The sequence below is a fragment of the Pseudomonas sp. NPDC096925 genome (assembly GCF_044762545.1).
Taxonomy (GTDB): Bacteria; Pseudomonadota; Gammaproteobacteria; order Pseudomonadales; family Pseudomonadaceae; genus Aquipseudomonas.
On the sequence record NZ_JBIWEM010000003.1, the window covers coordinates 315,622 to 335,843 of the forward strand.

The following is a 20,222-nucleotide window of genomic DNA, read 5'->3' on the forward strand; positions in this document are numbered from 1 at the left end:
GCCGGCCTTTGTGGCTGGCTCTTGTTCTGGTGTTGGCTTTTTCGCGGGTGAACCCGCTCCCACAGGGACTGCGCAGGTTTCAGCATTTGCGCCGTACCTGTGGGAGCGGGCGCGCCCGCCAAGAAACCAACCTGGTGGATCAGGCCTCCTGCAAAGCCCGTGGCCGGCTGCTGCGCTGCTCATCGGCGCTGCCCTGGGCCCGTTGCAACTGGAAGTCGAACTTCAGCTCGGCATGCCGCCCCGCCTCACCCTCGACGAACACCACCTCGCCCACCAGCCCATCCCGCGTGGCATAGGCAAAGTCGTCCCACAGGTACTTGTCCCCGGCCAGGTTGATCTGCGTGGTCAGGTGCCGGTGCCCCTGCGCCGAGATGAAGAAGTGCACATGCGCCGGGCGCTGGCCATGGCGGCCCAGCAGGTCCAGGCACTCCTGGGTCGGCCCCTGCGGGTCGCAGCCATAGCCCGATGGCACGATGGAGCGCGCGCGGTAGCGCCCTTCGGCATCGGTGACGATGCGCCGGCGCAGGTTGTACTCGGACTGGCTCTGGTCGAAGAACGAATAGGTGCCGCGGGTATTGGCATGCCACAGGTCCACCGTGGCACCTGGCAGCGGCCGGCCCTCCGGGTCGAGCACCTGGCCCTCCAGGTACATGAGCGTGGCCACGCCCTCCTCGCTGCCGTCGTCCATGCGTACTTCACCTTCGGCGATGGGCGCACCGGCCACGTACAGCGGGCCTTCGATGGTGCGCGGGGTACCGCCGCCCAGCCCAGCCTCGGCGTCCTTGGCATCCTGCAGCAGGTCGAGAAAGTGCTCGATGCCCAGCCCTGCCACCAGCAGCCCGGCCTCGCCGCGCCCGCCCAGGCGGTTGAGGTAGTCGACGGCATGCCAGAACTCGTCCTCGCTGATTTCCAGGTCTTCGATCAGTCGCGCGGTGTCCTGCAGCACGCGCTGCACGATGCGCTTCAGGCGTGGGCTGCCGGCATCGTTGCCGAAGCCTGCGGCCTCTTCGAAGAACTGCTGCACCTCGGCAGTGTGGGAAATTTTCACGGTCATGGTGGGTCACCTCATGTTGTTGTTCTGGAATTACGCCTGCGCTGCAATGGCCTGGGCATGCCGACGGCCGCTGGCCAGGTGCACGGCCATGGCCAGCGCGGCGATCGCGCCAGGTATGGCGAAGGCGATGAAATTGAGTTGCAGGGGCAAGTTGATGCCCATCAGTGCACCACCCAGCAGCGGGCCGACGATGGCACCGTTGCGGCCGATGCCCGAGGCCCAGCCCAGCCCGGTGGAGCGCACCGACAACCCGTACATTTGCGCAGCGCCGGCATACAGCAGGATCTGGGTACCGATGGTGGTGGCGCCGGCAATGAAGATCAGCAGGTACAGCACCGGCATCGGGCTATTGACACCCAGCAGGCTGATCGACAGCGCGGCAGCCATGAAGAACGCGACCTTGACCTTGACCAGGTTGTAGCGGTCGCCCAGCCAGCCGCCGAGGATCGCCCCAGCCATGCCACCGAAGTTCAGCGCCAGCAGGAACGACAGGCTCGAGCCCAGGCTGTAGCCGGCGTTGGCCATCAGCTTTGGTAGCCAGGAGCTGAGCGCGTAGACCATCAGCAGGCAGCAGAAGAACGCCAGCCACAGCGCCAGGGTACGAATGGCCAGGCCGTTGCGGAACAGTTCCAGCACCGACGCCCCGCTGCCTTTGCGGTCGGCTGCCTGCAGCACATCATCCGCCTGCACGTCGCAATCCGGGTCCAGCCGCTTGAGCAGCTTGCGGGCCTCGTCGGTCCGGCCCTTGCGCACCAGGAAACCGATCGATTCCGGGAGGTGGTAGAGGATCACCGGCAACAGCAGCAGTGGTACCGCTGCGGCGAAGAACATCGATTCCCAGCCGAAACGCGGCAGCATGAAGATGCCGACGCCCGCCGAGAGCATGCCGCCGAGCGAGTAGCCACTGAACATGATCGCTACCAGCGTGCTGCGCAGGCGCTTGGGCGCGTACTCGTTCATCAGTGCCACGGCATTGGGCATCAGGCCGCCGCAGCCCAGGCCGGCGATGAAGCGGTAGATGCCGAACTCGCTCGGGCTGCTGGCAAACCCGTTGAGGATGGTCGCCCCGGAGAACAAGGCGAAACAGATGGCGATGCCCTTCTTGCGCCCGATGCGGTCGGCCAGGCTACCGAATGCCAGGGCGCCGAACATCATGCCGAACAGCGCATAGCTGCCCAGCGCACCGGCCTGCAGCGGGGTCAGGCCCCACTCTTTCATGATGACCGGCAGTACCACGCCGTAGATGAACAGGTCATAGCCGTCGAAGATCAGCAGCAGGCCGCACCAGGCCATGACCATCCAGTGGAACGGGGTAAAGCGCGCGTTATCGATGATCGGGTGTACGTCAAGGGTTCGCATGGCATCTGTCGCTCTTGTTTTTGTTGTGAAAGAAAGCTCTTGCCTTTGGGGTGTCGCTCAGCCGAGGTCACCGCCCCCTACCGGCAAGGTCACGCCGGTGATGTACGAGGCTTCGTCGGAGGCGAGGAACAGAATCGCGCCCACCTGCTCGTCGATGCTGCCGTAGCGGTGCATCAGGCTGCTGTCGAGGGTCTGGTCGACGATCTGCTGGTACCAGTGCTTTTCCTGTTCGGTCTGCTCGGCACTGTTGCGCGGCACGCGCCGGGGTGGCGCTTCGGTGCCGCCGGGGGCGGTGGCGTTGACACGGATGCCACGGCCGGCGGTTTCGAAAGCCAGGCACGCGGTCAGCGCGTTGACGCCGCCCTTGGCCGCGCCGTAGGGCACGCGGTTGACGCCACGGGTGGCGATGGACGAGACGTTGACGATGGCGCCACTGCCACGTTCGAGCATGTACGGCAGTGCGGCATGGCAGCACCACAGGGTGGGGAACAACGAGCGGCGCACTTCGGCTTCGATCTGGTCCACTTCGTAGTGTTCGAAGGGCTTGGCCCAGATAGTGCCACCAACGTTGTTGACCAGGATGTCGAGGCGGCCGAATGCTTCAACCGCGCTGGCCATGACCCGGGTGCAGTCGCCATGTTGTTCAAGGTCGGCGGTGAGGGTGAGCATGCCCTCGCCGGCCAGTTCGTGAACCAGTTCGGAGCGGTCTACCGCGACCACTTGCGCGCCTTCGGCCTTGAGCCGCCAGCACACGCCACGGCCGATGCCCTGGGCGGCACCGGTGACCAGGGCGACCTTGCCTTGGAATCGGTTGTTCATATGCAAATCTCCACTTGCCCGCTGTCCCTGTGGGAGCGGGTTTACCCGCGAATGCGTCCGACAAGACAAAACCGCTGTACCGGCTGGCCTCTTCGCGGGTGAACCCGCTCCCACAGAAGCGGTGTCATGTTCGGATGAAAGGGATCAAGCCGCCGCCGCGAACTTCTCGTAGTAGAAGTTCGCCGGGGTAATGCCCTGCTCGCGCACGTACTGGCTGACCGCTTCGACCATCGGTGGCGGGCCGCACAAGTACACGTCGACATCGCCATCGTTGAGGTGGCGCGGCTCGATGTGCTGGGTCACGTAGCCCTTTTGCGGGTACTGGCTGTCCGGGTTGGCCACGCAGGCGCTGAAGGTGAAGTTGGGGATGCGCGCCGCCAGCGCCTGCAGGCGGTCGAGCTCGACCAGGTCGAAGTCGTTGGTCACGCCGTAGATCAGGTGCAGCGGGTGCTCGCTGCCCTGCTCGGCGATCTTCTCCAGCATCGCCGTGAACGGTGCCAGGCCGGTGCCACCGGCCAGCAGCAGCAGCGGGCGCTGGATCGGCCGCAGGTAGAAGCTACCCAGCGGCCCGGCCAGGGTCATGCGGTCGCCGGCCTTGGCCAGGTTGGTCAGGAAGCTGCTCATCAGCCCGCCCGGCACGTTGCGGATCAGGAAACTGACTTCGCCATCCTTCTGCAGCGAGCTGAACGAATAGGCGCGGCTCTGCTCGCTGCCTGGCACCTTGAGGTTGACATACTGGCCTGGCAGGAAGGCCAGGCGGCTGAGGGCCTCGCCCTTGATCGACAGGGCAATGGTGCTGGCCGACAGCTGGCGGACATCGCTGATGGCGGCCTCGAAACTGGCCTGTTCGGTCTTGCACAGCTGCGACGAGGCCGGGATGCGAATGACGCAGTCGCTCTCGGCGCGCATCTGGCAGGTCAGGACGAAGCCTTCGGCGACTTCGTCTTCGCTCAGGGCGTCTTCGATGAAGTTGTCGCCCAGGTCGTAGCGGCCGGACTCGGCCTTGCACTTGCAGGTACCGCAGGCGCCGTCGCGGCAGTCCAGCGGGATGTTGATGCCCTGGCGGTAGGCGGCGTCGGCCACGGTTTCATGGCCGGCGGCTTCGATGAAGCGGGTAACCCCGTCTTCGAAATTCAGTGCGATCTGGTAGCTCATGTTGCACCTCGCGGGCGAGCCTGGCCACGGCGCGTCGCAGGACGCACCGGGCAGCGCTCGCAAAAACCCTGGATCAGATGTGATAGATGTCGATGACCTGGCGCACGTAGTCGTTCTTCAGCACCACCTTCTTGGCCTTGATCAGCGGCTGCTCACCGCGCAGGTCGAGGGTGTAGAAGCTGGTGCCGAAGTAACTGTCGGTGGTCTTGTAGCGGAAGCTCAGGGTGTGCCAGTTGAAACGCACCTGGCACTCACCTTCGCCCTGCTCGACGATCTCGATGTTGCTGATGTTGTGCGAGGTGCGGGTGTCGGGCACGGTCGCACTGGAGCGCTCGGTCTTGATGCGGAACACGCGGTCTTCCAGGCCGCCACGGTTGCCGTACCAGATCAGCGAGATTTCGCTTTGTGGGTCTTCGGTAAGGGTGTCGTCATCGTCCCAGCTCGGCATCCAGAAGCTGGCGTCGCTGGCGTACAGTTCCAGCCACTGATCCCACTGGGCATCGTCGAGGTAACGTGCTTCACGGTAGAGGAAGTCGCGCACGGTTTCATACAGGCTCATTGCACGGCCTCCACGGGGATCAGTTGCTGTTCGTCCTTCAGGGCCTGGATCATGGTGTCCTGCCAGTACTTGTGCTGCAGCACGAACAGGCCTTCGTCCTCGGTGCGTACACCGGACAGCAAAGGCTTGAGTTCAATTTCCCTGGCCGCCTCGTCGGCACCCTCCACCCAGTGCGCAGCGCCGCGGGACATGTCGTTCCAGCCGGTGCCGCCGCCGTAGCCGGTCTGACACGAGCGGAACTCCTCCAGGTCATCCGGGGTGGCCATGCCGCTGACGTTGAAGAAGTCTTCGTACTGGCGAATGCGCTTGGCGCGGGCATCGGCACTCTCGCCTTTCGGCGCGATGCAATAGATGGTGATTTCGGTCTTGTTCACCGAAATCGGCCGGGCGATGCGGATCTGCGAGCTGAACTGGTCCATCAGGTACACGTTCGGGTACAGGCACAGGTTGCGCGAGTTCTCGATCATCCAGTCGGCACGGGCCTGGCCGAAGTCGGCTGCCAGCTGGTCACGGCGCTCGTAGGCCGGGCGGTCCTCGGGGTTGGCCCAGCGGGTCCACAGCAGCAGGTGACCGTGGTCGAAGGAGTAGAAGCCACCGCCCTGCTTGGCCCAGGCGCCGGCGCTCATGGTCTTGATCTCGTCACCCGCCTCACGCTGCTTGCGCTGGTTCTGGGTGGCGGCGTAGTTCCAGTGCACCGAGCTGACGTGGTAGCCGTCGGCGCCATTCTCGGCGGTGAGCTTCCAGTTGCCTTCGTAGATGTACGAACTGGCACCGCGCAGCACTTCCAGGCCTTCCGGCGACTGGTCGACGATCATGTCGATGATCTTGGCCGACTCGCCCAGGTGCTCGACCAGCGGCTTGACGTTGGCATTCAGGCTGCCGAACAGGAAGCCACGGTACGACTCGAAGCGCGCCACCTTGGTCAGGTCGTGGGAGCCGTCGCAGTTGAAGCTGTCGGGGTAGCCGGCATTGCTGGGGTCTTTGACCTTGAGCAGCTTGCCGCTGTTGTTGAAGGTCCAGCCGTGGAACGGGCAGGTGTAGCTGGAGCGGTTGCCACGCTTGTGCCGGCACAGCATGGCGCCGCGGTGGCTGCAGGCGTTGAGGAAGGCGTTGAGCTCACCGTCCTTGTTGCGCGCGATGAAGATCGGCTGGCGCCCCATGGTCAGGGTGAGGAAGTCGTTTTTCTCGGGGATCTGGCTTTCATGGGCCAGGTAGATCCAGTTGCCCTCGAAGATGTGTTTCATCTCCAGGTCGAACAGGCGTGGGTCGGTGAACATCTCGCGCTTGCAGCGGTAGATGCCCTTTTCACGGTCGTCCTCGAGCAAGGCATTGAGGTAGTCGAATCCCAGGGACATGGCCAGGGTCTCCCTTGTTATTGTTTAGACCTGGTCAGGTTAGGGAGACGGCTGGCGGGGGACTATCCGGATTGTGCAGAGTGCTATCCAGCGGTATGCGGCCTTCTCACTGCTGGGACTAGCCGTTTAGGATCATGAAGCCAACTGACGCGTGGAAAGAGGGTTTCGGCTGCTTGCATTTTATTGTTGAGCGGAACGAGCACGCTGAGCGCCTCCATCAATTCGCCTTGAGACCCTATGGGGGTTGCGGCTGGATCGACGCTCAGACCGCGAGCCCGTTTCAAATTCTCGCCATAATTGCTAATCAGCTTGAGTGTGGTTCCTTGCACCAATAGTTTTTCAGCATCAGTCCATACAGCGGCGTTAAGAATTGGCTCTATTTGGGAGCCATAACCACGGCCTAGTGTATTTACCGTACCTACAGTGCTCGGGCTTACCACCTGCCGATCAAGCCCGCCGGCCTTGAAATCCGGATTGAAGCTATATCCGCCTTTGGCGTTTCCTACGTTGTCCCTGATGCTCGATAGCTTGATGCCCGGGAGCCGGCGGTGACCACTCGGGTCCGTATTGTTAACGGGATCCCCAGCACAGTAGGCGTAACAATTAAATCCTCCGGCACCCATTGGGCTTAAGCTGTCAGGGCTGTGGAACCGCATCAAAACCGGATTGAACGCACGGTATCCATTCCCCAGCAAGTAGTGGCCTGTTGCAGACTCTTTTCTCTGCCCGCTGAAACGCAGCACTGATGGGTATTGACTGTATCCATCATGCCCATAAACGGTGTACTGCAATGAAGTCGACATGATTGCCACCTTTTACCTGAGATAAGGCAAATGGTGTGTTGTGCATGAAATGCAAACAACTGGCAGAAATATCAGGTGGCCAAGCGGGCGGGTGTCATCCCCGCCGCTTGAACGTCTGCGACGGCAGCTCACCAAACTGCTGCCGATAGACCTCGGAAAAACGCCCCAGATGAAGGAAACCGTAATCCAGGGCCAGCTCCGTCACACTGCGCACGCCACAGGTCGGGTCGCTCAGGCATGCATGCACCCGCTCCAGCTTGCGCTGGCGCACGTAATGCTTGGGCGTGGTGCCCAGATGCTGGTCAAACAACCCATACAACGAGCGCAAACTCATGCAGGCCTGCTCCGCCAGCACCTCAGCCGACAACTCCAGCTTCAGGTTGCGCTCGATGTAATCGAGAATGCGCTCAAGGCCCACTTGAGGGGCGCTCAGGCATTCGCGACGGATATTGGTGCTCATCAGGGTCAGCAACTTGCTGGCTACGATCTGGCTGTAATGGCCCTGTACCCTTGGCAGTGAGTCGCTTACCTCGGCCTCGTGGCAAACCATCGCCAGCAGGTTGACGAACCCGTCCAGCTCCTCCAGCCGATAATGGTTGCGCAAGAACCGCACCCCGCCATCCGGCCGGTGCCAGCGCTGTTCATCGCAGATCGAATCCAGCAACCGGGTCGGCACCTTGAGGATGAATTTCTCGCAGTCTTCCGAATAGGTCAGGTCAACCGGGTCGTCGGGGTTGATCAGCAACAGCTCGCCCGGCACCAGGTGTTGCTCACGCTTGTGCCCCCGCCACAGGCAGTTGCCGTTGAGCAACACCTGCAGGTGATAAATGGTTTCCAGCGCCGGCGAAGTAACCCGCACGCTGCCGCCGTAGCTGATGCGGCACAGGTCCAGTTCGGCGAACTTGCGGTGGCTGAGGCTGGCTTGCGGATGGGTGGTGCGGGACAGACCGATGCAATGCTGGCCTACATGCTGATTGACATAATCGGACACAGCATAGGGGTCGGCGTGATGAAACACGCTACTGCGCTCGCTCAGCAGGCGGCTTTCCATAGGCAAGGCACTCGGTATCGTTATTGTTCTGGTCGCCGCGTCCTACGGCCCGGTGGGCTGTGGTTGCGGTCGTCACGGTCATTCTATCGAGCCGGCTGCGGGTCGCGGGGGCAGGCGACAACCGGTGGATGGGCACACTTAAGCAAAAAGGCGGGGGTTGGGCAATGCAACCTTGGGAATGGATGGGCGGATAGCGGACAGACGGGACAGTGGCCGTGTTCGTTTATCGAACGGTCTTTCCTGTACCGCTCACTTCACTGTACAGGCAGGAAGTTCATCAGCAACAGGCTTTGCGCGTAATTCAAACCAATCCGCCGATACCGCTCATCCAGCAATTCCGCAAGCAAATCCAGCCGCGCCACGATCTTGCCGAACTCCACCGCAAAACTGAGGTTGCTGCCCTCTTCCGAGATCTCGTTGGAGAACAACAGCAGCACGCCATTGGCATCCTGCCGCTGGCTCAACATCCAGGTGGCCTTCTCGATATTGCGCGCGGCGTTGTTGACGAACAGCGGGTCGATGGTATCGGTCATGTAGAACTCGGTACGGCCACCGTGCGCCGTGATCAGCATGCTGCCGATGGCGTAGATGAAGGCACCGACCCGATCACCGCGAAACTCGGGGCTCAGGGCATAGCTCAAGGCTGCGAGATCGCGACGGTTGCCCAGTTGCGCCAACGGCTGGCGTTGTTCGATGGCGATGCGGATCTGCCGCTCGGCAGTCGCGGCGTCGACATAACCGGACATTTTCCACTGGTTGGGGTTGCGCAGGTACAGCTTGTTCATCAGCAGGTACAAGCTCTGCAGGTTGTCGCGCATGGACAGCGTGGCCAGGCGGTCGACGCTGGTCTGGAACAGTTCGCTGGGCTTGCCGTTGCCGAGCTGGTTGACCATGTCGCGACCCTGCTGCTGGGTGCAGGCGCACAGGCATGTGAGGGCGCCTGCCAGCAGCAGGCGGGAGAAGACATTGGGATTGCTTGCAACCATCGGCACCGGGTCGATATTCGGCGGCCGCACCGGGGATCAGAGCGGCCTGGCCAAGCATAGAGCCCGGAAATTGGAAAAAGTGCGGTGATTGGGAAGATAGTAAGCCTGTACCGGCCTCTTCGCGGGTAAACCCGCTCCCACAGGATCACCACAAATCCTGAAAACCGTGCAGTACCTGTGGGAGCGGGTTTACCCGCGAAGAGGCCAGTACAGGCGACACAACACTTACATGGCGTGACGCAACATCTCCACCACCTGTGCATGCAGCGCCGGGTCACCACAGGCCACCACACACCCGCCATTCTGCGCGCTGCTGCCATCCCACGCCGTGATCACCCCGCCCGCCCCTTCGATGATCGGCATCAGCGCCTGCACGTCATAAGGCTGCAGGCTCGCCTCGACGATCACGTCGACAAACCCGGAAGCCAGCATGCAGTAGGCATAGCAGTCGCCACCGTAGCGCATCAGGCGCGCCTTGCCGGCAACGGCCTCGAACGCAGCCTTGCGCGCGGTGGTATCGAACATGTCCGGCGTGGTGCACATCAGCGTGGCCGAGGCCAGGTCGGCACAGGCGCGGGTCTGCAACGGCGTACCGCTGCGCCAGGCACCTTCCGGGGTGCCGACAAAGCGCTCGCCGGTAAACGGCTGGTTCATCACCCCGACCACCGGGCGCACGCCGTCGTTCAAGGCAATCAGCGTGCCCCATAGCGGCAGGCCGGTGATGAAAGCGCGGGTGCCGTCGATCGGGTCCAGCACCCAGGTAAGCGGGCTGCTGCCGACTGCCACACCGGCTTCTTCGCCGAGGATGCCATGCTCGGGGTAACGGGCCTGGATCAGCTCGCGCATGGCGTCCTCGGCCGCCTTGTCGGCCACGGTCACCGGGTCGTACAGGCGCCCGCCCTTGTCCTCGACCTCCAGGCTGGCGCGAAAGTATGGCTTGATCGCCACAGCGGCAGCATCGGCCAACTGCTCGGCAAAGGCGCGGAATTCGCCGATCTGTTCAGCACTCAGGGACATGGGGCGGGCCTCGTGAAAATGATGGGGCCCGCATCATACCCGACACGCCGTGCCGCGCCAGCCTCCGTCAGGTGCTCATGCAGCCCTGCGCGGTCTAGACTGAACAAGACCAGATCACCGGGGGGCTGTCACACGTGGAGGTGTGAGATGAGCCAGTTCAAGCGTCTGTTCGTCATGCTTGGCCCGCAGATGCGCCACACGCCGGCGCTGCAACGCGCTGCGGCGTTGGCGGAATCCAGCGGGGCTTTGCTGGATATCAATGTGTTCGTCGACGATGTCGACACCTTTGGCTTGATGAGCGATAGCCGTGAGCGTGAGCGGCTGCTCAGCGACAACCGCCAATGGCTGGCGGACGAAGCCGAACAACTGGCCAACGCCGGCCTGGATGTGTCTACCGAACTGCTGCTGACCCGCGACCCGCTGGGCAGTGTGCTGGAGCGGGTCGAACGGCTGGGTTGCGACCTGCTGATCAAGGACGTGCAGCATGAACCGGTACTCAAGCGCCTGCTGGTAACGCCACTGGACTGGCAGTTGCTCAAGGACAGCCCGGTGGCCGTGCACCTGGTCAGCGATATCCGCCTGCCCCTGCCCCGGCAGATTGCCGCCGCGGTGGACCTGAACAGCCATGGCGCTGGCGAGCACCTGGATGAGCAGGTGATCCACTGCGCCCATGCCTTGGCCCTGCAGTGCAATGCCGAGTTGCATCTGCTGCACGTGTGCGACGCGGCCAAGACCCACATTGCCGACTTCGGCGCCGGTACGGTGACCATGCCTGGCTTCGATGGCAGCGTGCGGACCGCGCAGCGGGCGGCGTTCAACCGGTTGGGCGACCACCACCAGATTCCGCTGGAGCGCAGGCACTTCCTGGAGGGGGCAGCGATCAAGGCCATTGCCGAGTTCGTCGGGCACAGCCGGGCGGATGTGATCGTGATGGGCAGCCACCGGCACGACGCCATGCAGACGTTCCTCGGCGGGACCACGGCGCATGTGCTGGAGCATCCGCTGTGCAATGTGCTGGCGATCAAGGCGGTCCGCTGAAGGCTGGGTAACCTGGACCGGCCTCTTCGCGGGTAAACCCGCTCCCACAGGTACCTCACTGCCCTCAGGCCAGTGGCCCCCCTGTGGGAGCGGGTTTGCCCGCAAAGACGGCGGTTCGGATTTCACCCTTTGGTACCTGGCACACCAGTACCACTAAAAAAGAATGCATTTGATAATGATTCGTAGTAGTTTCTTGGCGCTTGCCCACCCTACCCCTCAGCGCCTTACTCCAGGATCGTCCCGTCGATGCGTCGCACGTTCGTTTCGCTTTGTGTGCTTCATGCTGTCTCCCCGCTGGCCTTTGCCGAGCCCGAGCCGCTCGGCGCCCCCGCCCAGATCGAACTCCAGGCCCTGAGCATTACCAGCAGTGCTGATAGCGAACGTGCCGATGGCCCGGTCGACGGCTACAAGGCCACCCGCTCGGCCAGCGCCACCCGCACCGACACCGCGCTGCATGAGACCCCGCAATCGGTCAGCGTGGTGCCCAGGGACGTCCTGCAGGACACTGGCGCCACCCGCCTGCAGGACGGCCTGGACTACGCCGGCGGTGTCGGGCGCGCCAACAACTTCGGCGGCCAGGGCCTGACCACCTTCACCGTGCGCGGCTTCACCACCGGCGAGTTTTACCGCAACGGCTTCCCCATCAACCGCGGCTACCCCAACGCCCCGGACGCCAACACGGTCGAGCGCCTGGAGGTGATCCGTGGCCCGGCCAGCAGCCTGTATGGCCGTGGCGACCCCGGCGGCACCTTCAACGTGGTCAGCAAGCAGCCGCTGCCGGAATCCAAGGTCACCCTGGGCAGCCAGTTCGATGACCAGGGCATGCACCGCGCAACCCTGGACGCTACCGGGCCGCTGAACCAGGACGGCTCGCTGGCCTACCGCCTGAACCTGCTGGGCGAAGGCGGCGAAAGCTTCCGCGACAACGTTGAAAGCGAGCGCTATGACGTGGCGCCGGTGCTCAGCTGGCAGGTCAACGACAGTACGAAGATCGTCTTCGAGGGTGATTTCATGCGCAACAACCACCCGCTGGACCGTGGCTTGACCCGCTACCCGACCCAGGCCGGCAGCGCTTCACGCGATACCTACATCTGGGAGAAAGGCAGCGACAACCTGCTGCACAATGACAACAACATGGCTCAGGTGCGCTTCGAACACCTGCTCAACGATAACTGGACGCTGGGTGGAGGCTTCCAGTATCTCGATGGCTCGCTCAAAGGCAATGCTGTAGAGGCCACCATTGCCCCAGCAGATGGCCGTACCCTGCAGCGCAACTTCAATTACCGCAAGCTGGAGTGGACCGACCGCGACTGGCAGTTGAACCTCACCGGGCATTTCGATACAGGTGCGTTCAGCCATACCCTGCTGACCGGCGTCGAGTACGAGAACTACCATTACAATTCGATCATTCGCCGTTCCACCGCGCCCTACACGATCGATATTTACAATCCGGTACTAGGCCAGCCGAGGCCGGAGCTGGCAGCGGTACCAACTACCTGGGACAGCGAGAAGCTCGAGACCTGGGCGTATTTCATCCAGGACCAGGTGGCCCTGACGGAGCGCTTGAAGGCACTTGCAGGCGTACGCTTCGAGCGTTTCGAGCATGATTACGACGACAAGCGGCCCGCGAACCGCGACTTCAGCAAAGGCGAGAACGGCGTCACCCCGCGCTTTGGCCTGATCTACGACCTGACCGACTCTGTCGCCGTTTATGCCAACACCGCCCGTTCGTTCAAGCCCAATAGCGGCGCCAGCCTGCAAGGTTCGGGCTTCGACCCGGAGAAAGGCAAGTCGTACGAACTGGGTATGAAATGGGAAGCGCCGGACCGTCAGCTGAGCGTTGACGCGGCGATCTATCACATCGTCAAGGAAAATGTGCTGACACGCGACCCGGCGGACCCCAACTACAACCTTGCCGCTGGCGAAGTACGTAGCCGTGGTCTGGATATCAACATCGCCGGCAATGTCACGCCAGAATGGCGGGTGATCGGTGGCTACGCCTACGTCGACGCTGAAGTGACCAAGGACAACCGCCTGCCCACTGGCACCCGGCTGGCGAACATTCCTAGGAACAGCTTCAGCCTGCTCAACACCTACGAATTCCAGGACGGACTGGCCAAAGGCCTTGGGCTGGGGGTTGGGGTGAAGTACGTCGATGACCGCAATGGCCAGACCGAGGCAGTGACTTACAACATGGACCAGTACACCGTTGTTGACCTGCTGGCCTTTTACAAGGTCAACGACAACATCCGCCTCAACCTGGACCTGAAGAACCTGTTCAACAAGGAATACGACGAGGGAGCATTCAACTTCTACGCCTACCCAGGAGCGCCGCGGACGGTGCAGGCTGGGGTTTCGTATACCTTCTGAATTGCCGGGGCTGCTTCGCAGCCCTTTCGCGACACAAGGCCGCTCCCACAGAAGTCAGGCGCATACCTGTGGGAGCGGCCTTGTGTCGCGATGGGCCGCAAAGCGGCCCCCGGTCTCAGAACCCTTTGCTGTAGAACAGCGAGTACGACTCGATGCCGTCGTTAGGCTGCTTGAGCCCCGCGTTGGAGTAATGCATCGCGCGGATCCCCACCTTCTGCTCCCCCGGCAATTTCAGGCCAAAGCCGATGCGGTCTTCGAAGTTGACCGCCGAGCCCAGGCGCTGGTCGCCCACGTCGGTCTTGGAAAACGCCGCCAGGCCAATGCCGGCCTCGATGTACGGGGTATAGGTAAAACCGCTGAATTCATAGGTAAACACCGGGCTGAACGACAGCGAGTGCGCGCCACTGGCCTCACCGCCCTCCCAATAGGTGTAGGCCGCATCCCAGTATCCGGTCAGATAACCGGTGCTGCTCTCCAGCCATTTCTTGTCCCAGTCGAACGACAGGCCAATACGGTAGGTCATGTCGCCTTGGCCAGTGGCGCCAACGGCGCCGGTCACCTGCGCTGCCTGGGCCAGATTCGCTCCGGCAAAGGCCAGCACTGCAGCAGCCAGCGAAGCTGCTAGTCGGGTTTTCATCAATGACTTCTCCTGATGGTCTACACGGCAAGTGGGGGCTTGGGCCCCTCGATCTTATGCGGTGACCGGTTGCATCCGGACCGGTCACGCGAAGTAATACTTTTCTGATTATCGACCAGATAACCAGAAAGTTGAAAGCGAGTTGCCACTATTGGCTAATTCCGTCTGCCAGCCTCTAGCCTGCCGAACAGCAGGACTCAGTCGTATTCCGCTTCTTCGTGTTCGCCCAGCAGACGCCTTTGCCTGGGTGTGGCCTCCTCCAGCACCTGAGGGTTGAAACGCCAGTTCAGGTACGGCGAAAACTTCTGCGCGACCATGCGCCGGCCGTAATGCACTTGCAGCATGTCGCGCTCGCGTGACTGGGTGCAGTTGGCCCCGCCGCTGTGCCAGACATCGCTGCGAAACACCAGCGCGTCCCCTGCCTTGCACAGCACCGGCTGGGCCTCATGGCCCTGCCAGTGTTGCTCGCCAGCCCGCGGTGGCCGCGCCGCACGGTGGCTGCCCGGTACAACCCAGGTCGGCCCGATGTGATGGTCGATATCGCTGAGGTACAGCTGCGCAGTCAGGATCTGCGCGGGCTGGGTGAAGTCGCCACGCTCACTGAGCCAATCGGGCAACTGCATGGGCAGATGGTCCAGGTGCAGGGCCACACCGGGGTAGCCCGGGTGGCTGCGCCAGGCGGTTTGCCCGATCACATGGCAGTCGGCGCCCAATGCCGCTTCGGCCAGGGCAATCAGCGGCGGCAGGTCGAGAAATGGCAACCACAACGGGTTGCGGTTGAACACGCACTTGTAGTGTTCCAACAGCCCCTGGTAATCCCAGTGGATGGGCTGCAGGTCATCGATGGCGCAGCGCAACAAGGCGATACGCAAGGGTTCGAGCACACCGGGGAGCAACACATAGCCCCACTCGTCCAACATCTCCAGTTGAAGGTCCAGGCTCATGGCGATGCGCTCCTTTCAGGCAGGAGCACATCCGTACTCCTGCCCGTTTTTCCATCAACGCCAGTTCAAGCTAACGGTCGTGGGGGCCTTGCCACTCACGGTCACCAACTGTTGCACCGTCTCACCCTGGGCGTTGCCCGTAACTTTGTACTTGCCGGGAGGCAACTGCACGTACAGCAGCGGCCCGGCATCCACAACGCTGAGCACGGACTGGCCCTGTGCATTCTGGATGTCGACGTTGGCACCGCTCTGGAACTCACCTTCCGGGCCGGTGGAGAGCTCTACGTGCAGGTCATAGCCCGGGGTCTTGCGCAGGGCGTTGGCTTCATCCTGGCCGATGCCACCTTGCAGGTAGCGGATGCCGTTCTGCTCCTGCTGTTGCAGTTGCACGGCCTGCATGTTGATCGGGGCATTGAGGTCGGCGGCGGCGGCCAGGGTCCATGGCAGCGCCAGGGCGATCAGCAGCGCCGCGCCGAGGGCATAGTGATGGTTACGCATGGTACGACCCTCCTTTCGAGGATGGCTTACCTATTATCTGATCCTTCGGGCGTAACGGCGTTCGTGCTGATGCATGGTTGTCGGGATGAAATTTGCATCAATGGCGTAGGTTTTGCGTTAGAACATCAGCTTGCGCGCCCTTCTTCGAGCAATTTCACGAACATGCTCAAACTGCGCGACACCGTACCCCGTCGCCACACCAGCCAGGTTTTCAGGTAGCGGAAATCCTCCGACATCGGCCAGGCACTGACGGTGCTGCAACCGGGCATGTTGTCGAGCATGCTGCGCGGCATCATGGCCAGGCCGGCACCGGCGCTAACGCAGGCCAGCATGCCGTGGTACGACTCCATCTCGTGGATCTTGCCCGGCACGGCCTGGTCCTGGACGAACCAGTTCTCGAAGTGGTGGCGGTACGAACAGTTGGCGCGAAAGGCGTAGATGCTTTCGCCATTGACGTCCTGGGCGCGGGTTACCGGGGCGTGGTTGAGCGGCGCGATGACCATCATTTCTTCCTCGAACACCGGCATGCCCTCCAGCGTCGGGTGCAGCACCGGCCCATCGACGAACGCCGCCACCAGGCGGCCAGACAGCACGCCTTCGAGCATGGTCCCGGAAGGCCCGGTGGACAGGTCCAGGTCGACCTTGGGGTAACGCTGGTTGTAGGCCGCCAGCAAGGCCGGGATGCGCACCGCCGCCGTGCTTTCCAGCGACCCCAGGGCGAAGGTACCTTGCGGGTCTTCACCGGCCACGGTCAGCCGCGCCTCGTGCACCAGGTCGAGGATGCGCCGGGTGTACTCAAGGAAGTTCCAGCCTGCTGGGGACAGGCGCAGGCGGCTCTTTTCACGGATGAACAGCTCCACGCCCAGGTCCTCTTCCAGTTGCTTGATGCGCGTGGTCAGGTTCGACGGCACCCGATGGATGTGCTGCGCGGCGGCGCTGATACTCCCCTGCTCTGCCACGGCCTTGAAGATCTCCAGTTGCACCAGGTCCACAGTCTTTCTCCAAACGTGAATGTTTCGCTCATTATTATTCAGTTTTCAATAAAGCCCTAGCCCACTAGTCTGGCGTCTCGGATCAACGACAACGAGAGTGTCCCGCCATGAGCGCGATCAGCAGCCTGACCCACGCCATCTCCCTCGACCCATACAGCGGCGAGCAGATCGGCGCCTACCCGTTCGACACCGACGCCGCACTGGAAGCGGCGCTGCAACGCGCCAAGGTTGGCTACCGCCAGTGGCGCCAGGTGTCGCTGGGTCAGCGCAGCGAGTACCTGCTTGCCCTGGCCAGCACCCTCGAAGCCAAGGCTGAAGCCTTCGCGCAAATGATCAGCCACGAAATCGGCAAGCCGATCGCCCAGGCGCGCGGTGAAGTCAGCAAGTGCGTCGGCCTGTGCCGCTGGTACGCCGAGCACGGCCCGGCCATGCTCGCCCCCGAGCCGACCCAGGTCGAGAAAGCCCGCATCGAATACCGCCCGCTGGGCCCGATCCTGGCCGTGATGCCATGGAACTTCCCGGTCTGGCAGGTACTGCGCGGCGCCGTGCCGGCGATCCTGGCCGGCAACACCTACGTGCTCAAGCACGCGCCGAACGTGATGGGCAGCGCCTACCTGCTGGGCGAGCTGTTCAAGGATGCCGGCCTGCCGGAAGGCGTGTTCGAAGTGCTGAACGTGACCCCGGACGGCGTCACCCGCGCCATCAACGACCCGCGCATCGCCGCGGTGACCCTGACCGGCAGCGTGCGTGCCGGCATGGCGATTGGTGCACAAGCCGGCGCCGCGTTGAAGAAGTGCGTGCTGGAGCTGGGCGGTTCCGACCCGTTCATCGTGCTGGCCGATGCTGACCTGGACGCTGCCGTGAAGGCTGCGGTGATCGGCCGCTACCAGAACACCGGCCAGGTCTGCGCTGCGGCCAAGCGCCTGATCGTCGAGGAAAGCATCGTTGACGAATTCACCCGCAAGTTCGTTGAAGCGACCCGCGAGCTGAAGGTCGGCAACCCGCTGGAAGACAGCACCTACATCGGCCCGATGGCCCGTTACGACCTGCGCGACGAACTGGATGGCCAGGTCCAGGCGACCATCGCCGAAGGCGCCACCCTGCTGCTGGGTGGCCACAAGGTCGATGGCGTGGCCAACTTCTACGCGCCGACTGTGTTGGCCAACGTTACCCCGGACATGACCGCATTCAAGCAGGAACTGTTCGGGCCGGTGGCAGCGATCATCAGCGCACGGGATGCAGACCATGCGGTGGAGCTGGCTAACGACAGCGAATTCGGCCTGGCTTCGACCATCTACACCGCCGACTACGCGCTGGCCGAGCGCATGACCGCGGCGCTGGATACCGGCGGCGTGTTCATCAACGGCTATTGCGCTTCCGACCCCCGCGTGGCGTTTGGTGGGGTGAAGAAGAGCGGCTTCGGGCGTGAGCTGTCGCACTTTGGTGTGCGTGAGTTCACCAATGCCCAGACGGTGTGGCTGGACCGTAACTGATCCGATGCTTAGGGGCCGCATTGCGGCCCTGTGGGAGCGGGCTTACCCGCTCCCACAGGGATTTTGAAGGGCTGAAAAAGCAGCCCCAGGGGCCTCAATCGCGAACCTGGTCCTTGACCCAGTCCAGCATCCCCCCCGGCACGATCAGTTCATGCCGCGCCCGCGAACAGGCGGTATACAACCCCGCCAGCATCCGCGCCCGCTCATTGCGGTTCCCCGCCACTTGCGGCGCCACCATCAGCTCCGGCGACACCATTACCCGGGCGAACTCCATGTTCTTCACATCCCGCACCCGCCCCAGGAACAGCTTGGGCGCCTTGTCCCAGCGGTAACGGCTCTTGGCCCTGGCGAAGTGCTCCGGCGTGTAGCCCTTGCGCAGCATGTTGGCCACGGCAACGAACGCCTTGTCATCACCCTTGTCCTGCTCCAGCGCCTGCCAGCTGGCATAGCGGAACAGCATCGGGTGACGTGGCCGGGTGCCATGGCGGTACAGTTCGATGCAGTCTTCGACGAACAACTCGAAGTCCTTGCGCGCGCTTTTCAGCAGCACGAACGGCACGCCCTGGTGGGTCAGGCGCTGGAACCAGCCAAACAGGCCCCATTCATCGTCGACGATCAGCGCCGTAGGCTGTTCCGGCACGCTCACCGTGTCGAAGAAGCTGACCCGGGTGTAATGCTCGGCGCTGCCACTGAAGGCCGCCTGGATCGCCGCCGGGTGTGCCTGGATCAGCGGGTTGAGCACGTTGTCCATCGCTGGCCCGGCCCGCAGTGAATGGTCGATATAACGCTGGCGGATAAAGCCGCCATGGTGCGCGCTGAGACCGTTGAGGTTCTGCAGCTCGTCACCCAGGGCAATGATCGACTGCGGGCTGCGGTCGAGCACGGCAAGCATTGGTGCCGACAGCTCGTGGGCCTCATCGACGATGACATGGGTGTAGCGGCTGTCGATCACATAACCGGTCAGCGACAGCAGTTTGACCCGGTGGTAGTCGCGCACCGGCAACTGGATTTCCCGTGCCGACGGGCGAATCAGCTCCTGCCAGTACAACCGTGCCTTTTCCAGCAACACTTCCTGGTCCAGCGGCGTGGTCCCCGGCCCGGCCCAGGGAAGGTGGTGCAACTGCAACTGGGTGTCGGCGCTGTGGCAGAACGTACGCACCGCGCGGATGCACAAGGCAACCACATCGCGTGCGGCGAGCGGGCCTATGTCAGGGATGGCCAGCCAACGTACCACCTGCGCATCCTGCGGGCGCCACGACAGCTTGGTACGGTACGGGTCGCGCAGGCGCCAGCCGTTGCCGGTGAGGTCGCGGTTGAGCAGCTCGTCGGCCAGTTGGCCAAAGGTCAGCGCGGTGTAGGCGGCGGCGTCCTTGACCCGTGCCTGCAGGGCGCGCAACTGGCCTTCGGTCAAGGCCAGCAACAGCGTACGCTGCGGCTCGAGCAGGCGGGCGAACTGGTGAATCAGGAAGGTCTTGCCGGTGCCTGCAAAGCCCTGTACCGCCACCGACTCGTCGATACCACTGAGGAATTCGCGCAACAGGCGGTTCTGCTGGTCGCTGAGCATCAGGTCGCTGGCCAGGGACGGCAGGTACACCGGGTGCAGCGGGGTTGCCCGCTGGCGGTAGCTGTCGGCGAACTGGAAGTTCCACTGGCCCTCGGCGTCCAGCAGCTCGTCGGCCTGGTACTCCACCTCGGTCGACAGCAGTGCGATACCGTTTTCGCCCAGCATGCCCAGGCCCATGGCGAAGGCTTCGCGATCGAAGTGCTGCGCCACCTGGCCCTGGAAGCGGCCGGGTGCGGCGCTTTCGACTTCGTTGGCAATACGCACGATTTCGGCAAAGCGGCGCTCCTGCGCATCCGCCGAGGCGATGGCGGGCTGGCGCGGCAGGTTTTGCACGAACAGCACTGCGGCGGCGTCGAGGACGCTGGCGGTGGTGAAGAAATCGGTGGTGGGCTCGCTGGCGAGGCGGTCGGCCTGGTCGCTGGGCAAAGGCAGGTAGAACATCGGCACCTCGGGTGGAATCAGGGCGGCACGATAGCAATTTTCGCGGTGGAATGCTGGGCTGTGTATGTCTGGGCCTGCCTCTTCGCG

General features: G+C 63.1%; 17 protein-coding genes and 1 pseudogene. 3 read left to right on the forward strand and 15 right to left on the reverse strand.

The features are described from left to right. Nucleotides 1-139 precede the first annotated feature (139 nt). From catA to hisN, 10 genes and pseudogenes are all read right to left on the reverse strand, one after another. Nucleotides 140-1,054, reverse strand: coding sequence for a catechol 1,2-dioxygenase (gene catA / locus ACIQYU_RS11950; protein WP_207831899.1), 915 nt, complete (start codon nt 1,052-1,054; stop codon nt 140-142). 30 nt (nt 1,055-1,084) lie between these two features. Next, nucleotides 1,085-2,413: an aromatic acid/H+ symport family MFS transporter gene (locus tag ACIQYU_RS11955; protein WP_233687787.1), complete on the reverse strand. Its 1,329-nt coding sequence runs from the start codon at nt 2,411-2,413 to the stop codon at nt 1,085-1,087. 57 nt (nt 2,414-2,470) lie between these two features. Next, complete coding sequence (locus ACIQYU_RS11960; RefSeq protein ID WP_207831894.1) at nt 2,471-3,232, reverse strand: 1,6-dihydroxycyclohexa-2,4-diene-1-carboxylate dehydrogenase; 762 nt, start codon at nt 3,230-3,232, stop codon at nt 2,471-2,473. A 144-nt stretch (nt 3,233-3,376) separates the two neighbouring features. After that, nucleotides 3,377-4,387, reverse strand: coding sequence for a benzoate 1,2-dioxygenase electron transfer component BenC (gene benC, locus ACIQYU_RS11965; RefSeq protein WP_207831893.1), 1,011 nt, complete (start codon nt 4,385-4,387; stop codon nt 3,377-3,379). Between the two features lie 73 nt (nt 4,388-4,460). After that, entirely contained in the window at nt 4,461-4,946 is a 486-nt protein-coding gene (gene benB, locus ACIQYU_RS11970; RefSeq protein ID WP_025339039.1) for a benzoate 1,2-dioxygenase small subunit, read from the reverse strand. Beyond that, on the reverse strand, nt 4,943-6,301 hold the full coding sequence (gene benA / locus ACIQYU_RS11975) for a benzoate 1,2-dioxygenase large subunit (protein ID WP_207831890.1): 1,359 nt from the start codon (nt 6,299-6,301) through the stop codon (nt 4,943-4,945). Before benA ends, benB begins: the two co-directional genes overlap by 4 nt. A 548-nt stretch (nt 6,302-6,849) precedes the next feature. Further along, nucleotides 6,850-7,113: pseudogene (locus ACIQYU_RS11980) on the reverse strand (RHS repeat-associated core domain-containing protein); the annotation flags it as partial. A gap of 85 nt (nt 7,114-7,198) precedes the next feature. Continuing rightward, nucleotides 7,199-8,155, reverse strand: coding sequence for a benABC operon transcriptional activator BenR (benR, locus tag ACIQYU_RS11985; RefSeq protein ID WP_207831886.1), 957 nt, complete (start codon nt 8,153-8,155; stop codon nt 7,199-7,201). 254 nt (nt 8,156-8,409) lie between these two features. Beyond that, nucleotides 8,410-9,141 (reverse strand): hypothetical protein, encoded by a 732-nt coding sequence (locus ACIQYU_RS11990; RefSeq protein WP_207831884.1) that lies wholly within the window; start codon nt 9,139-9,141, stop codon nt 8,410-8,412. A 225-nt stretch (nt 9,142-9,366) separates the two neighbouring features. Then, the gene (hisN, locus tag ACIQYU_RS11995; RefSeq protein ID WP_207831882.1) at nt 9,367-10,158 is read right to left on the reverse strand and encodes a histidinol-phosphatase; all 792 of its coding nucleotides are present in this window, start codon (nt 10,156-10,158) and stop codon (nt 9,367-9,369) included. A 147-nt stretch (nt 10,159-10,305) separates the two neighbouring features. Between hisN and ACIQYU_RS12000 the strand changes: the two genes are divergently transcribed. Both ACIQYU_RS12000 and ACIQYU_RS12005 read left to right on the forward strand, forming a co-directional pair. Further along, nucleotides 10,306-11,196, forward strand: a complete 891-nt coding sequence (locus ACIQYU_RS12000) for a universal stress protein (RefSeq protein ID WP_207831880.1) — start codon at nt 10,306-10,308, stop codon at nt 11,194-11,196. Nucleotides 11,197-11,442: 246 nt separating this feature from the next. Further along, nucleotides 11,443-13,566, forward strand: coding sequence for a TonB-dependent siderophore receptor (locus tag ACIQYU_RS12005; RefSeq protein ID WP_233687786.1), 2,124 nt, complete (start codon nt 11,443-11,445; stop codon nt 13,564-13,566). A 115-nt stretch (nt 13,567-13,681) separates the two neighbouring features. On the opposite strand, the gene ACIQYU_RS12010 is transcribed toward ACIQYU_RS12005, so the two are convergent. The 4 genes from ACIQYU_RS12010 to ACIQYU_RS12025 form a co-directional block, all read right to left on the reverse strand. After that, nucleotides 13,682-14,203: an acyloxyacyl hydrolase gene (locus ACIQYU_RS12010; protein ID WP_207831876.1), complete on the reverse strand. Its 522-nt coding sequence runs from the start codon at nt 14,201-14,203 to the stop codon at nt 13,682-13,684. Nucleotides 14,204-14,400: 197 nt separating this feature from the next. After that, nucleotides 14,401-15,147: a phytanoyl-CoA dioxygenase family protein gene (locus tag ACIQYU_RS12015; RefSeq protein ID WP_233687785.1), complete on the reverse strand. Its 747-nt coding sequence runs from the start codon at nt 15,145-15,147 to the stop codon at nt 14,401-14,403. A gap of 54 nt (nt 15,148-15,201) precedes the next feature. After that, complete coding sequence (locus tag ACIQYU_RS12020; protein WP_207831872.1) at nt 15,202-15,645, reverse strand: carboxypeptidase regulatory-like domain-containing protein; 444 nt, start codon at nt 15,643-15,645, stop codon at nt 15,202-15,204. A 125-nt stretch (nt 15,646-15,770) separates the two neighbouring features. Further along, the gene (locus tag ACIQYU_RS12025; RefSeq protein WP_063914122.1) at nt 15,771-16,637 is read right to left on the reverse strand and encodes a putrescine utilization regulator PtrR; all 867 of its coding nucleotides are present in this window, start codon (nt 16,635-16,637) and stop codon (nt 15,771-15,773) included. A 107-nt stretch (nt 16,638-16,744) separates the two neighbouring features. Between ACIQYU_RS12025 and ACIQYU_RS12030 the strand changes: the two genes are divergently transcribed. Further along, a complete protein-coding gene (locus ACIQYU_RS12030) occupies nt 16,745-18,130 on the forward strand; it encodes an aldehyde dehydrogenase family protein (RefSeq protein ID WP_207831870.1) in 1,386 nt (461 codons plus the stop codon). A 94-nt stretch (nt 18,131-18,224) separates the two neighbouring features. On the opposite strand, the gene ACIQYU_RS12035 is transcribed toward ACIQYU_RS12030, so the two are convergent. After that, the gene (locus ACIQYU_RS12035; RefSeq protein WP_207831868.1) at nt 18,225-20,135 is read right to left on the reverse strand and encodes an AAA family ATPase; all 1,911 of its coding nucleotides are present in this window, start codon (nt 20,133-20,135) and stop codon (nt 18,225-18,227) included. Nucleotides 20,136-20,222: the final 87 nt, after the last annotated feature.